11 protein-coding genes and 2 pseudogenes are annotated in these 13,165 nt (G+C 69.0%); 10 read left to right on the forward strand and 3 right to left on the reverse strand.

The genetic code is table 11. The annotated features are described in order from the left end of the window. Position 1: 1 nt before the first annotated feature. The 9 genes from ABTY98_RS18885 to ABTY98_RS18925 are packed head-to-tail and all read left to right on the forward strand — an operon-like array spanning position 2 to position 9,259. Positions 2–826, forward strand: a complete 825-nt coding sequence (locus ABTY98_RS18885; RefSeq protein WP_352222042.1) for an MlaE family ABC transporter permease — start codon at positions 2–4, stop codon at positions 824–826. A gap of 5 nt (positions 827–831) precedes the next feature. Beyond that, a complete protein-coding gene (locus tag ABTY98_RS18890; protein ID WP_502994267.1) occupies positions 832–2,085 on the forward strand; it encodes an MCE family protein in 1,254 nt (417 codons plus the stop codon). Next, positions 2,082–3,122, forward strand: a complete 1,041-nt coding sequence (locus ABTY98_RS18895; protein WP_352222044.1) for an MCE family protein — start codon at positions 2,082–2,084, stop codon at positions 3,120–3,122. The genes ABTY98_RS18890 and ABTY98_RS18895 overlap by 4 nt, the downstream gene beginning before the upstream one ends. Further along, the gene (locus tag ABTY98_RS18900; protein WP_352222045.1) at positions 3,119–4,315 is read left to right on the forward strand and encodes an MCE family protein; all 1,197 of its coding nucleotides are present in this window, start codon (positions 3,119–3,121) and stop codon (positions 4,313–4,315) included. The genes ABTY98_RS18895 and ABTY98_RS18900 overlap by 4 nt, the downstream gene beginning before the upstream one ends. Further along, positions 4,312–5,421: an MCE family protein gene (locus ABTY98_RS18905; RefSeq protein WP_352222046.1), complete on the forward strand. Its 1,110-nt coding sequence runs from the start codon at positions 4,312–4,314 to the stop codon at positions 5,419–5,421. Before ABTY98_RS18900 ends, ABTY98_RS18905 begins: the two co-directional genes overlap by 4 nt. Continuing rightward, the gene (locus ABTY98_RS18910) at positions 5,418–6,719 is read left to right on the forward strand and encodes an MCE family protein (RefSeq protein WP_352222047.1); all 1,302 of its coding nucleotides are present in this window, start codon (positions 5,418–5,420) and stop codon (positions 6,717–6,719) included. The genes ABTY98_RS18905 and ABTY98_RS18910 overlap by 4 nt, the downstream gene beginning before the upstream one ends. After that, positions 6,716–7,990, forward strand: a complete 1,275-nt coding sequence (locus tag ABTY98_RS18915; protein WP_352222048.1) for an MCE family protein — start codon at positions 6,716–6,718, stop codon at positions 7,988–7,990. Before ABTY98_RS18910 ends, ABTY98_RS18915 begins: the two co-directional genes overlap by 4 nt. Further along, on the forward strand, positions 7,963–8,475 hold the full coding sequence (locus tag ABTY98_RS18920; RefSeq protein WP_352222049.1) for an Rv1363c family protein: 513 nt from the start codon (positions 7,963–7,965) through the stop codon (positions 8,473–8,475). Before ABTY98_RS18915 ends, ABTY98_RS18920 begins: the two co-directional genes overlap by 28 nt. Before the next feature lie 34 nt (positions 8,476–8,509). Then, entirely contained in the window at positions 8,510–9,259 is a 750-nt protein-coding gene (locus ABTY98_RS18925) for an Rv1363c family protein (RefSeq protein ID WP_352222050.1), read from the forward strand. Positions 9,260–9,533: 274 nt separating this feature from the next. Here the strand turns inward: ABTY98_RS18925 and ABTY98_RS18930 are convergent, their stop codons facing one another. After that, positions 9,534–9,716, reverse strand: a complete 183-nt coding sequence (locus ABTY98_RS18930; RefSeq protein WP_352222051.1) for a hypothetical protein — start codon at positions 9,714–9,716, stop codon at positions 9,534–9,536. Between the two features lie 502 nt (positions 9,717–10,218). Continuing rightward, on the reverse strand, positions 10,219–10,854 hold the full coding sequence (locus ABTY98_RS18935; RefSeq protein WP_352222052.1) for a nucleotide-binding protein: 636 nt from the start codon (positions 10,852–10,854) through the stop codon (positions 10,219–10,221). Between the two features lie 360 nt (positions 10,855–11,214). Here ABTY98_RS18935 and ABTY98_RS18940 point away from each other — a divergent pair. Continuing rightward, positions 11,215–11,717 (forward strand): annotated as a pseudogene (locus ABTY98_RS18940) (integrase); the annotation flags it as partial. Between the two features lie 266 nt (positions 11,718–11,983). Here ABTY98_RS18940 and ABTY98_RS18945 read toward each other — a convergent pair. Then, a pseudogene (locus tag ABTY98_RS18945) lies at positions 11,984–13,074 on the reverse strand (acyl-CoA dehydrogenase family protein); the annotation flags it as partial. Between the last annotated feature and the right edge of the window lie 91 nt (positions 13,075–13,165).

Genomic DNA, 13,165 nt, shown 5'->3' on the forward strand with positions numbered 1-13,165 from the left:
GATGAGACCTCGGAATGTCCTCGATCGCCCCTTGCGCTCACTCGAAGAGCTGGGCATCCAACTTTCCTTCTACGGCCGCTCGCTGGCATGGACGGGCCGCACCCTGCGCCGCTACAAGAAGGAGATCCTGCGGCTGCTCGCCGAGGTGAGCTTCGGGCGCGGCGCGCTCGCCGTCGTAGGCGGCACGGTCGGCGTGATCGCCTTCCTGTCCTTCTTCACCGGCACCGAGGTCGGCCTCCAGGGCTACGCGGCCCTCAACCAGCTCGGCACCTCCAACTTCGTGGCGTTCCTGTCGGCGTACTTCAACACCCGGGAGATCGCCCCGCTGGTGGCCGGGCTCGCCCTGTCCGCGACGGTCGGCGCGGGGTTCACCGCGCAGCTCGGTGCGATGCGGATCAGCGAGGAGACCGACGCGCTGGAGGTGATGGGCGTCCCGTCGCTGCCGTTCCTGGTGACGACCCGGATGATCGCCGGCTTCGTCGCGGTGATCCCGCTGTACGTGATCGGGCTGCTGTCCTCGTACCTGGCGGCCCGCACCATCACCACCGGCTACTACGGGCAGTCGACGGGCACGTACGACCACTACTTCCACCAGTACCTGCCGCCCGTCGACGTGTTCTGGTCCTTCGGCAAGGTGATCGTCTTCGCCGTGCTGATCATCCTGGTGCACTGCTACTACGGCTACCACGCGAGCGGCGGCCCGGCCGGTGTCGGCGTCGCGGTGGGCCGTGCGGTGCGGACGTCGATCGTCGCCATCAACGTCCTCGACTTCTTCCTGAGCCTCGCGATCTGGGGCGCCAGCACAACCGTACGGATAGCGGGGTGAGAGCGGTGCGCACGCACAGAACGAGACTCAGGCTGTACGGCGTCGCATTCCTCGCCGTGCTCGCGCTGCTGCTGTCGCTCGCGGTGGCCGTCTACCAGCAGGCGTTCACGTCCGTCGTGCCCATCACCCTGGAGGCCGGCACCCTCGGCAACCAGCTCGATCCACGCGCCGACGTCAAGCTGCGCGGGCTGCTGGTCGGCGAGGTGCGCGAGGTGCACGCGGACGGCACCAAGGCCACGCTCGACATCGCGCTCAAGCCCCAGTACGTGTCGTACATCCCCTCGGACGTGCGCGCGCGGCTGCTGCCCAAGACGCTGTTCGGCGAGAAGTACGTCGACCTGATCCCGCCCCCGCAGTCCTCGGCTCGGCCCATCCGCGCCGGGGACGTCATCACCCAGGACCGTACGAAGGTCGGCATCGAGGTGCAGCAGCTGATGAACGACCTGCTGCCGCTGCTGCGCACGGTCCAGCCGGGTCAACTCAACGCGACCCTCTCGGCGTTCGCCACCGCGCTGGAGGGCCGCGGCGACCGGATCGGTGACAACCTCACCCGGGTCGAGGGTTACCTGCGCCGGCTCAACCCGCACATGCCCTCCCTCAAGGAGGACATCTCGCGGTTCGCGGACGTCGCCGAGGTGTACGGCGACGCCGCGCCCGACCTGATGCGGATCCTGCGCAACACGGTCACCACCAGCCGGACGATCGTGGACAAGCAGGACCAGCTGGCCGCAGGGCTCCGCTCGACCGCCGCCGTGGCGGGCACGGCGAACGACTTCCTGTCCGAGAACGGCGACCGGCTGATCACCCTGGGCCGGGTCTCCCGCCCCACCCTGGAGCTCTTCGCCCGCTACTCCCCCGAGTACCCGTGCCTTTTCCAGGGCCTGGTCCGGCAGGAGAAGGCGTCGGAGGACGCGTTCCGGGGCGGCGAGATGCGGATCACCCTCGAAGTCGTCCGGCCGCAGGGGGCGTACCGGCCCGGTGAGGAGCCGGTGTACGGCGAGCGGTCCGGCCCGAACTGCCGTGGCCTGCCGCATCCGCAGGTGCCCGGGTCCAAACCCCATCTCAATGACGGTACGTCGGCCGGAGGTTCCGACGGCGCACTCCCCGGAGGTGTCAACGTGTCCGCCACCCGGGCCGAGCAGCGGGCCGTCGGCTCGCTCGTGGCCCCCGTCATGGGCGTCCCCGCCGACCAGGTGCCGCCCGTCACGACCCTGCTGTTCGGTCCGCTCGCGCGCGGAACGGCGGTGAGTGTCGCATGAGCAGGTCAGGAGCCAGGCAGACCGCCGCCCCGCTGATCAAGTTCAGCCTCTTCGCACTGGTCACGATGGCGGCGACGGCGCTGCTCGCCGCCACCATCGTCAACATCTCCTTCACCCCGAAGGATACCTACCACGCGGTGTTCACCGACGTCACCGGGCTGGAGACCGGCGACGACATACGGGGGGCCGGAGTGCGGGTGGGAGAGGTCGAGGGAATCCGGATCAAGGACCGAACCCTGGCGGAGGTCACGTTCACCGTCAGCGCGGTCCGGCCGCTGCTCGCGGGGACCCACGCGGTCGTCCGCTACCGCAACCTGGTCGGGCAGCGGTACATCGCGCTCACCGAGGGCCCCGGCGACGTCACCGCCCGGCTGCGGCCGGGCGGCACCATCCCGCTGTCCCGGACCCAGCCGGCGCTGGACCTCAACGCCCTGCTGAACGGCTTCAAGCCGCTGTTCGCCGCGCTCAGCCCGAGCGACGTCAACCAGCTCGCCACCGAGATCATCCAGACCCTCCAGGGCGAGGGCGGCACGGTGAACAGCCTCCTCGCGCACACGGCCTCGCTCACCACCACCCTCGCCGACCGCGACAAGCTGATCGGCTCGGTGGTCGACAACCTCAATACCGTCCTGGCGACGCTCGACAAGCGCGGTTCCCGCTTCTCCGACCTCCTCACGCAGCTGCGTCGGGTGGTCTCGGGGCTGTCCGCCGACCGCAAGCCCATCGGGGAGTCGCTGGTGAGCATCGGCGACCTCACGGACGTCACGTCGGGGCTGCTGAAGGACGCGCGTCCACCGCTGAAGGACGACATCGCCGGGCTAGGCGATCTCACCGGAACGCTGAACAAGAACCAGAACACCGTGGAGGGCGTCCTGAAGCGGCTGCCGAACAAGCTGAACAAGCTGACGGGGACGGCCTCGTACGGCTCGTGGTTCAACTTCTACCTCTGCGACTTCGACGGCCGGATCGTGCTGCCGAAGACCAAGCAGGTGATCACCCCGGACCTGCACGTGGCGCGGGCGAGGTGTGGGGAATGAGACTGCGTGTCCCGAGACGGCGGCGCCGCCCCGAACCCCTGGTGAAGGTACGGGTCCTGCCGCCGAAGCTGCCGAAACTCCCCCGGCTGCTGCCCAGGCGCAAGACCCGCCCCCAGCCGTTGGTCAAGGTGCGCGTCCTGCCGCCCAAGCTGCCCAGGATCCGGCTGCGGCGTCCGCGTCTGAAGCCCTTCCGGGTGGGGGCACCTCCCACGCCTTTCAGGCAGTGGGGGAGCAACCCGGTCGTCGTGGGCGCCGTCGGCCTGACCGTCCTCGCGCTGCTCACCTTTGCCGCCTTCAACGCCGACAGCCTGCCGCTGATCGGCGGCGGCGACACCTACAGTGCGGCCTTCTCCGAGGCCGGCGGGCTCAAGCCGGGTGACGAGGTACGGATCGCCGGGGTCAAGGTCGGCAAGGTCGACGGCGTCGACCTGGACGGCGACCACGTCAAGGTCACCTTCAAGGTGAAGGGTCACCCGGGGTTCGGCACCGACACGGGCGCGGCGATCCGCGTCAAGACGATCCTCGGCGCGAAGTACCTGGCCCTGTACCCGAAAGGGCCCGGCCAGTTGAGGCCGGGCAGCGAGATCCCGCTCGGGCGGACCGTGTCGGCGTACGACGTCGTCCAGGCCTTCAGCGACCTGACGACCACCAGCGAGAAGGTCGACACGGACCGGCTCGCGAGGGCGCTGGACACGATCTCCGTCACCTTCCAGGACTCCCCCGAGGAGGTGCGGGCGTCGATCAAGGGACTGTCGCGGATCTCCCGGACCGTCGCCTCCCGTGACAAGGCGCTGCGCGGGCTCCTCGACCATGCGAACGGAGTCACCAAGGTGCTGGCCGGTCACACGAAGGACTTCTCGGCGCTGGTGAAGGACGGTGACGCGCTGTTCAAGGAGATCGACCAGCGGCGCGCGGCGATTCACACGCTGCTCAAGAGTTCCGCGCTGCTGGGCATCGAGCTGTCCGGCCTCGTCGACGACAACAGCAAGGAGCTCGGACCCGCGCTGAAGAACCTCAACACCTTCGTGAAGATGCTCGAACGCAACCAGGCGAGCCTCGACCGCAGCGTCCAGCTGCTCGCGCCCTACGTGCGGCTCTTCACCAACACCCTCGGCAACGGCCGCTGGTTCGACTCCTACATCCAGAACCTGGTGGCCGCCCCGGTCACGCCACGGTCGGGAGGAACCCGATGACCCGCAGACTCCTGGCCCTGTTCACCGCGCTCGCGGTCGTCGTCGGTCTCGCCGTCGTCCTCTGGCCGGGCCCCGACCCCGTCCGCGTCACGGCGTACTTCCCGCGCACCGTCGGCATCTACCCCGGCTCCGACGTCCGCGTCCTCGGCGTCCGCATCGGCGGGGTCAGGAAGATCACGCCGGAGGGCGACCGGGTACGGGTGGAGCTGGAGTACGACCGGGGCCGCAAGGTCCCCGCCGACGCACAGGCCGCCATCGTCAACTCCTCGGTGGTCAGCGACCGTTACGTGCAGCTGCTGCCGGTGTACCGCAAGGGCGCGGTGCTCCGGGACGGCGACGTCATCCCCGAGTCCCGTACCGCCGTCCCCGTCGAGCTGGACCGGATCTTCGACAGCCTGCACACCACCGCCGAGGCGCTCGGCCCGAACGGCGCCAACAAGAAGGGCGCACTGTCCCGGCTGCTCGGGGTGAGCGCGGACAACCTCCAGGGACAGGGCGAGAACCTCAACCAGACGGTCGAGGACCTCTCCCAGGCGGTCACCACGCTGTCCGACGGGCGCGGCGACCTGTTCGGGACCGTGCGGAACCTTCAGGTGTTCACGGCCGCGCTGGCGGCGGACGACACCAGCGTGCGGTCGTTCAACACCGACCTCGCCGACGTGGCCGGGCAGCTGGCCGGGGAGCGCAAGGATCTCGCGGCCGCGCTGAAGTACCTGGCCACCGCGCTCGGTGACGTGTCCGGCTTCGTGAAGGGCAACAAGAAGGCGCTGACGTCGGACGTGAAGGGCCTGGCCAAGGTCACCAACGTCCTCGTCACCCAACGGGCCGCACTGGAAGAGCTGTTGACCGTCGCTCCCACGGGCCTGTCGAACCTGCAGAACGCCTACAACCCCGCCGCCGGCACCCTCGACACCCGCAACAACGCGCAAGCCCCTCAGGATCCGTCGTCCCTGCTCTGCTCGATCCTGAAGACAACCGGCGACGACCACGACAACTGCGCCGGGCTGAAGAAGCTGTTCGACTCCCTGCCCAAGGTGCCGTCGGCCCCGGCGTGGACGGGCACGGTCGACAAGACCCTCGGCGGAATCCTGGGGGCACCGGCATGAGCGTGAAGAGCTTGGGGCGGGTGGCCGCATGGACCGTGGTCGGCTCACTGCTGCTGACCGGCTGCGAGTTCAACGGCTGGTACGACATCCCCCTTCCCGGCGCCGCCGCCTCGGACGGCCACGCCTACCACGTCACCGTCGAGTTCCGGGACGTCCTGGACCTGGTGCCCCAGTCAGCGGTCAAGGTCAACGACGTCACCGTGGGCACGGTCGAGAAGGTGCAACTGGACGGCTGGCACGCGCGGGTACGGCTGCGCATCGCCGACTCGGTGAAGCTGCCCGGCAACGCGGTCGCCGACCTGAGGCAGACGAGCATGCTCGGCGAGAAGTACGTCGCCCTGTCCGCGCCGGCCGGCACCGCGCCCGTCGGACGGCTCCACGACGGCGACCTCATCCCGCTGTCCCGCAGCGGCCGCAACCCGGAGGTCGAGGAGGTGCTGTCGGCCCTGTCCGCACTGCTCAACGGCGGCGGGGTGGCCCAGCTGAAGACGATCACCGTCGAGCTGAACAAAGCCCTGAGCGGCCGCGAGGACCGGGTCAGGTCCCTGCTGAAGCAGCTCGACACGTTCCTCGGCGGCCTCGACGGCCAGCGGGCGGAGATCGTGCGCGCGCTGAAAGGCGTCGACCGGCTGGCCGGCCGGCTGAAGAAGGAGAGGAAGACGATCGCCCTGGCCGTCGACACCATGCCACCCGCTCTGAAGGCGCTCGCCGACCAGCGCAAGGACCTGACGAAGATGCTCACCGCCCTGTCCACACTCGGCAAGACCGGCACCAAGGTGGTGAACGCCTCCCACGACGACACCGTCGCCAACCTGAAGAAACTCCAGCCCATCCTGCAGGAGCTGAACAAAGCGGGCGACGACCTGCCCAACTCCCTTGAGATGCTCACCACTTACCCGTTCCCGCGCAACGCGACGGAGGCCGTCAAGGGCGACTACGTCAACCTGAAGATCACCGCCGACCTCGACCTGGCGGACCTGTACGGCAACGTCACCGGCAAGCCGGGCAAGGGCGGGAAGTCCCCGGCCCCCGGGACCCCGCACCTTCCCGGCCTCCCCACTCCCCCACCTCTCCCGTCCACCCCGTCCCTGCCGGGCACACCGTCCCTGCCGAGCACCCCGTCCGTGCCCCCCGTGCCCTCCGCGCCCGCCGTGCCCTCGACGCCCTCCGACGGCAGCACCCTGCTGTGCCCGCCGGTGTGCACCGCCGCCTACGGCACCGGGGGCGGCTCGCGTCGCCTCCCGCCCGGGGTGGACCTCGGCCTCGCCGAGCTGATGCTGAAGGGGATACTGCCGTGATCACACGTACGGTCAGGGCCCAGCTGCTCGCCTTCGCGACCGTCACCGCCCTCGGGGTGTCGTACGTCGGCGCCCGCTACACGGGCCTGGTGGACGACGTTCTGCACCGCGGGTACACCGTGCGCGCCGACTTCGCCGAGTCCGGGGGCGTCTTCCCCGGCGCCGAGGTCACCTACCGGGGTGTGCCGGTGGGCAGCGTGGGCGATCTGCAGCTGACCGGGTCCGGGGTCTCGGTGGCGCTGAAGATCGAGGACGGGGCCCCGAGGATCCCGGCCGACACGCTCGCGGTGGTCGCCGACCGTTCGGCGGTGGGCGAGCAGTACGTCGACCTCCAGCCACGGCGGTCAGGCGGGCCGTACCTCATGGACGGCAGCCCGATCCCGCGCAGCCGCACCCGGACCCCGCTGCCGGTCACCGACCTGGTCCTCAGCCTCGACCGGCTGGTCAACTCGGTCGGCAAGGACGATCTGCGGGTCACCGTCGACGAGTTGGGCAAGGCGTTCGCCGGCACGGGACCGAACCTGAGCCGGCTGGTGGACTCCGGCAACGCGCTGGTGGAGTCGGCATCCGCGTCGCTTCCCCAGACGGTCTCGCTGATCGAGGACTCGCGAAAGGTGCTCAGGACACAGGCCGACCAGGGCTCGGCCATCAAGTCGTTCTCCCGCGACCTGGCCACGCTCACCGAGCAGCTGAAGTCGAGCGACGGCGATCTGCGCCGGCTGATCGGCAACACGGCGCCCGCCGCGCAGCAGTTGGACTCCCTGCTGAAGTCCACCCGGCCGTACGTGCCGGTCCTGCTGGCCAACCTCATCAGCGGCGGCCAGATCACCCTGGCCCGGCTGCCCGGTGTCGAACAGGCCCTGGTCACGCTGCCGCTCACGGTCGCGGGCAGTTACACGGTCATCCCCGGCGACGGCACCACCCACTTCGGGCTGACCGTGAACGCCGACGACCCACCCGCGTGCACCCAGGGCTACGGCACCCAGCGGCGCGACCCCGCCGACACCAGCACGCGCCCGGCGAACACCGACGCGCGCTGCACGGCACCGCGCGGCAGCAGGACCTCGGTACGCGGAGCCCAGAACGCGCCCGGCGCGACGACCGGTTCGGCCGGCGCGAACCAGGCCGCGTTCGTGGCCCCGTACGACCCGGAGACCGGCACCGCGACCGGCCCGGACGGAACGCCCGTCGAGATCGGCTCGACGGGCGGAGAACAGACCGTGTTCGGAAGGGAGTCGTGGCAATGGCTGCTCGTGGGACCGATGGCGTGACAGGGAGCCGGGCGAGGCTGCTGCCGGCGGGGCTCGTCGCCGCGACCGTCCTGACGACCGTGCTGTGTGTCTGGCTGGGCCTGAAGTTGGCCGACCAGCGCGCGGCGGAGCAGCGCCGTCAGGACATCCTGGCGGCGGCCCGCCAGTCGGCGCTGAACTTCACCTCGCTCGACTACCGGCACTACGACCGGGACAGCCGCACCGTGCTGAAGGGCGCCACCGGCGACTTCAGGAAACAGTTCGCCGCGCAGACCGCACAGCTGACCAAGCTCGTCGTCGAGAACAAGTCGGTGTCCGAGGGGCAGGTCCTGGAAGCGGGCGTCGTGCGGTCCGACGCGCACTCGGCCCGGGTCCTGGTCGTGGCCGACAGCAAGGTGACCAACACCGCCGCGCCCGACGGCCAGGCGCGCACCTACCGGCTCCAGCTCGACCTCGTGCGCGTGGCCGGCCGCTGGCTGACCTCGGACGTGACGTTCGTCGGCTGACCCACCCCTGAGGCCATCCATGAGGAGAGACACCATGGCGAACCCGACCTCCCGCACCCGCGGAACCGGCTCCCCGGCCCGCCGCACCATGACCGCGGCCGCCCGCGCGGCGGCCAAGCGCGCCGGGCGGCCGGCGCGCCCCGAGCGCGCTGCCCGCCAGGAAGAGGAAGCCGCATCCGGACGCACCCTGCTCGTCGAGCCCCCGGCGGGCGGCTGGGAGGACCCTCCGGAGCCCGCGCCCTTCGAGGACGAGCCGGAGGAGAGCGCCCCCTCGCACAGGATCGGACGGAGCGTGCTCACCGCGGTGCTGGGCGTCGTCCTCGTGGCGGCCCTGGTCGTGGCCGCCGTCCTCGGGTGGCAGTACCGGCAGGGGCAGCAGGCGGAGCAGGCCCGCGGCGAGGCCGTCGCGGCCGCGCGGAAGGCCGCGCCGGTCGTGCTGTCGTACGACTACCGGCACCTCGACCGTGACTTCGCCCGGGCCCGCGCCCTGCTGACCGGGCACTTCCGCGACCAGTACGGCAAGACCACGAAGACGGTGGTCGCGCCGACCGCGACGAAGTACCACGGCGTGGTGAAGGCGACCGTGGCCACACCCACCGACGGCGGCGCCCCTGCCGCCTCCGTCGTGTCGGCCACACCGGACAAGGCCGTCGTCCTGCTCTTCGTCAACCAGGTCACCCAGAGCACCCAGGTCCCGGAGCCCCGGCTGGACCTGAACCGGGTGCGATTGACGCTCACGCGCACCTCCGACGGCTGGAAGGTGAGTGGCGTCGACGCCCTCTGACCAGGCCTTCAGTTGCTTCACGGGCCCTGCTCGTGTAGGAGGCAAAACAAACGGCGGGTCAACTGACGCATAGCCGACAGAATCGTTGTATGCATGCTCGGGTATGCCTCGGGCCTCGGCGCACCGGCGCCCGGCACCGCACACCCACCCTCGCTCAGCACCCGCACCCCTCACGGCGGATGCGACCCGGCGACGGTGGAATTCAGTCCGTGGCTGGTCAGGACTCGGCAGATCGGCTCGACTCCGAACACCTGAGAGCGTGTGTCGAGGAACGCTACGAGCGCTTCGGTGGCCGGTCGAGCTCGGCCGCGAAGAAAGCTGATGCCGCCTCGACGCGCAACAGATTCAGCAGATCACTGAGAGTCTTGGAGATATTGCGCAGCGCATTCAGGTTGCCGCCGTCGCCAAGAAGGGTCCGCTCTACGAAGCCCTGGGTATCACCATCCGCTACGAACACACAATGAGGACCGCGACCGTAAGGTCGAGGCCCTCGTCACCGTATCGTCAGTAGTTGTAGTTGTGTCCGAGGGGCGAGTTGATCGCTAACGATACGCTCGTACCCGCGCAGGGGCGGCTCAAGCTCCAAAATCCGCCGGGTGCCCTCGCTGCCTCCCCATGAGAACCGGCATCCACCGGGCGCATATTTCCGGGCCTCCGCCATCCAGCGAGATCACCCTGGCGCAGTCAAGCCAGTGGGCGAGCGGAGGCCGGTCCACTGGCTTGACTGCGTCACCCGGCTTACGGGGCGCTTCTCGGGGGTCGCAGGGCAGCGGCGCCGGCCCGCACCATCGTGGACACCGTTGACCCTGCCCATTGCACGAGGTCACGCGGCAAACCGGTGTCGAGCTCGATGGTCACCCGCACGTATCGGGTGTGCAGCTGAGTGAATTTGACGGGACGTGGTACGACAGCGTCCGGTCCGCGCTGCAATGCGGCTCGGTAGGTGTCCTTCCGCTGGTTCATGCCTTGTCCTGTCGCTTGATGAGTTCGTCTGCGAGGTCCATGTACGCCGAGGCTTTGACTGCCACCGGACTTCCGAATGACTGGGCGTACAGGTCGAGCCGCGGAATGTGCGTGGACAACACGTCGAATCCCCGCTCGCTGAGAGCTTCGCGGGCGTCGGCATCGGGACCGGTACGCGTGGCCTCGGCACGATTCGTTCGGTTCAGCAGAACGGTGGCGCGGGCCGGCTGGACGCGCAAGGACTGTACCTCGCCCATCTCGCCACCAATGGGCGCCATGCGATCCAGCTCGATGGGAGCCGGAGTCACCGGCACGATCCATTCGCCTGCATACCTCATGATGCTGCGGGCGATGTGCGCGTGGTCCTCCATCTGCGGAGCGTCGAATACGACGGCCTGCCGATCGCCCAGGAAGTCGTCCACGCGCCGGTGCACATCGCCCACCGGAAGAGCGACCACAGGAAACGGGAAGCCGCCCGCCAATTCGCTCCAGCGCAGCGCGGAGGAGGCGGGGTCGCTGTCGACCAGTAGCGGTGGGATACCCGACTCGTGGAGTGCGTGGGCCAACCAGACTGCGCTGGTCGTCTTTCCCACCCCGGGCTTCAAGTTCACAAAGGCGTAGCTCAGCGGCACACGAGTCAACGTATGGTCGCGAGCGGCCGCCCGGCCGTCGACTCGGGACACAAGGTGCCATTGTTCACCCTGCGGCGCCGGTGAATCATTCGTATGGGCCAGTACGGAAGTCGCAAGGACCGAGGGATGCGGGTGCCGATAAGTCATCCACCCAGGTGGTGGCCTTGATCGACTGATTCCTCAAGCCGCGCTCACCGACATCTCCGGTGTCTTCACGCGCACAGACGCGGACGGCATCATGATCTGTCGTGCTGCTGCGCCTGGCCTTGCGGGTGCCGGAAACCCCATCCATGGCCTGTGGCCTGCAGATTCTCGCGAATGGCCAGTGATCGCCGGGTGGGCGTGCCAGGGTGGTGGATCGTGCTGTTGCGACTGCCCTGCCTGGCCATGTCGAGCATGTTCACCTTCATACGGCTGCTGCCGATGAGCACTGTGGACAAGGACATCGAGATCTTGACGCTGCGCCACCAACTGGCTGTCCTCCAGAGGCAGATCAACAGGCCGCGCATCACCCCCGCGGACCGCGCTTTCCTGGCCGCGCTCCTCCACCGGCTCCCCAGCCCCAAGCGGCGGCAGCTGCACTTGATCGTCTCACCCGAGACGATCCTGAGGTGGCACCGTCCACGGTCTGGGAGATCCTGCGAGCGCACGGGATTGAGTCGGCGCCCGTACGTGACCGTCAGACCTGGGCCGCGTTCTTGCGTCGTCAGGCCCACGCGACTCTGGCCTGCGACTTCTTCACCGTCACTACTTTGAACAGCGCAACCCTTTATGTCTTCGCCGTCATCGAGCATGCCAACCGACGCATCCGCATTATCGGCGCGACGGCGCACCCCACCGCGGACTGGGTCACCCAAGCCGCGAACACGTCTACAGCGCCGTCGCACTGAACCTGATCCGACTCCACGCCTGGTGGAACGGCCACCCCCTCGACCGCACCCGAACCACCCACCTCGCTCGCCTTGAATTACACCTGGCAGCGTGACCCAGGAGAATGACCACCAGGGTCGCGCAGTCCCGCGCGGCTGGTCCGTGGCCGGGAGAAAGAAGCACCTCCCCGGCGCGCGCGATGGGATTTACCACGCCCCCGGCGCGCACGGAAGGTACGCTGGATCGCTGGGCTGTGCTGTTACTGCGCCATCTCGTATGCCCCGGACAGTGCCTCGACCCGCTCCCAGACCTGCGCCGACCGTGCTTCGTCGACGACAGGTCGCCGGACCGCGGCGAGTGCCCAGCGCTGCTGTTGCTCGGTGGCGGAGTCCTTGCCGTGCAGTTCGACGGCGTATCCGGAGAAGTCGCGGACGAGCACGGAGAACAGCTCGTCGAGCACAGACTCTTCCAGGTCCGTCAGGCGAGCCCGTTCCAGGATCAGCTGTCCGTGCACCACCAGCGCGAACAGCTGGCCCACGGAGAGCAGGAAGTCGAGGTCGCGGCTCTGCTCCTCATCGGGGGCGACGGTGGCCACGAACTCGCACAGGGCGTCGGCCTGCTCGCGGAAGCGGGCGACGTTCGGTACCTCGGCGTACGCGTCGTAGGCGGCGCGCCAGTCGTGGAAGCGTACGGATCCCAGGCCGCGGGCCGGTCCCTGCTGGAAGAGGAAGGTGTCGTCGGCCGCGTCGAGGCGGGTCGGCACGGCGGGTAGCCGATCGGCGCGAGCAGGTGGTTGCGCATGAACTTGAGGATCAGCGCGAGGTTGACGTGGACCGTGCCCTCGAGCTTGGGCAGCCCCCGGATCTCGACGGCGGCCTGGGAGAAGTAATTGTCCTTCTCGAAGCCCTTGGCGGCGATGACGTCCCACATCAGGTCGATGACCTTCTCGCCCTCCGTGGTCACCTTCATCTTCGTCATCGGGTTGAAGAGCAGATAGCGGCGGTCCTCGGGACCGGCCGAACGGAAGTAGTCGACGGCACGGTCGCTGAACACTTTCATGCCGACGAGGCGGACGTACGCCTCGCCCAGCTCTCGGCGCACGTGCGGGAAGGCGGTGACGGGGCGGCCGTAGAGGATGCGGTTGTGGGCATGAGTGACGGCCTCGTACATCGCGTGTTCGCAGATGCCGATCGAGGCGGTACAGAGGTGGAACTTGCCGACGTTGACGGTGTTGAGGGCCGCGTCGAAGGCGGCGCGGCCGGTGTGAAGGACGTCGTCGGGGGCGACCGGGTAGTCCTCCAGGCGGAACTCGCTGACGTACTTGGAGGAGTCGACGACGTTCTTCACTAGACGAGTCTTTCCGAACACGGTCAGTGGTCATAGGCGGTCAGTGAGCGGCTGACCGCCTGCCCGGTCTGGAAGTTGTGCCAGATCGCGGCGG

Origin of the sequence: Streptomyces sp. NPDC096040, from assembly GCF_040303265.1 — a bacterium.
Lineage (GTDB): Bacteria > Actinomycetota > Actinomycetes > Streptomycetales > Streptomycetaceae > Streptomyces.

Excerpts from the sequence above, each read along its gene's own strand:
- ABTY98_RS18920 (WP_352222049.1), top strand. The coding sequence starts at position 7,963 with ATGGCTGCTCGTGGGACCGATGGCGTGACAGGGAGCCGGGCGAGGCTG.
- ABTY98_RS18910 (WP_352222047.1), top strand. The coding sequence starts at position 5,418 with ATGAGCGTGAAGAGCTTGGGGCGGGTGGCCGCATGGACCGTGGTCGGC.
- ABTY98_RS18925 (WP_352222050.1), top strand. The coding sequence starts at position 8,510 with ATGGCGAACCCGACCTCCCGCACCCGCGGAACCGGCTCCCCGGCCCGC.
- ABTY98_RS18905 (WP_352222046.1), top strand. The coding sequence starts at position 4,312 with ATGACCCGCAGACTCCTGGCCCTGTTCACCGCGCTCGCGGTCGTCGTC.
- ABTY98_RS18885 (WP_352222042.1), top strand. The coding sequence starts at position 2 with ATGAGACCTCGGAATGTCCTCGATCGCCCCTTGCGCTCACTCGAAGAG.
- ABTY98_RS18900 (WP_352222045.1), top strand. The coding sequence starts at position 3,119 with ATGAGACTGCGTGTCCCGAGACGGCGGCGCCGCCCCGAACCCCTGGTG.
- ABTY98_RS18895 (WP_352222044.1), top strand. The coding sequence starts at position 2,082 with ATGAGCAGGTCAGGAGCCAGGCAGACCGCCGCCCCGCTGATCAAGTTC.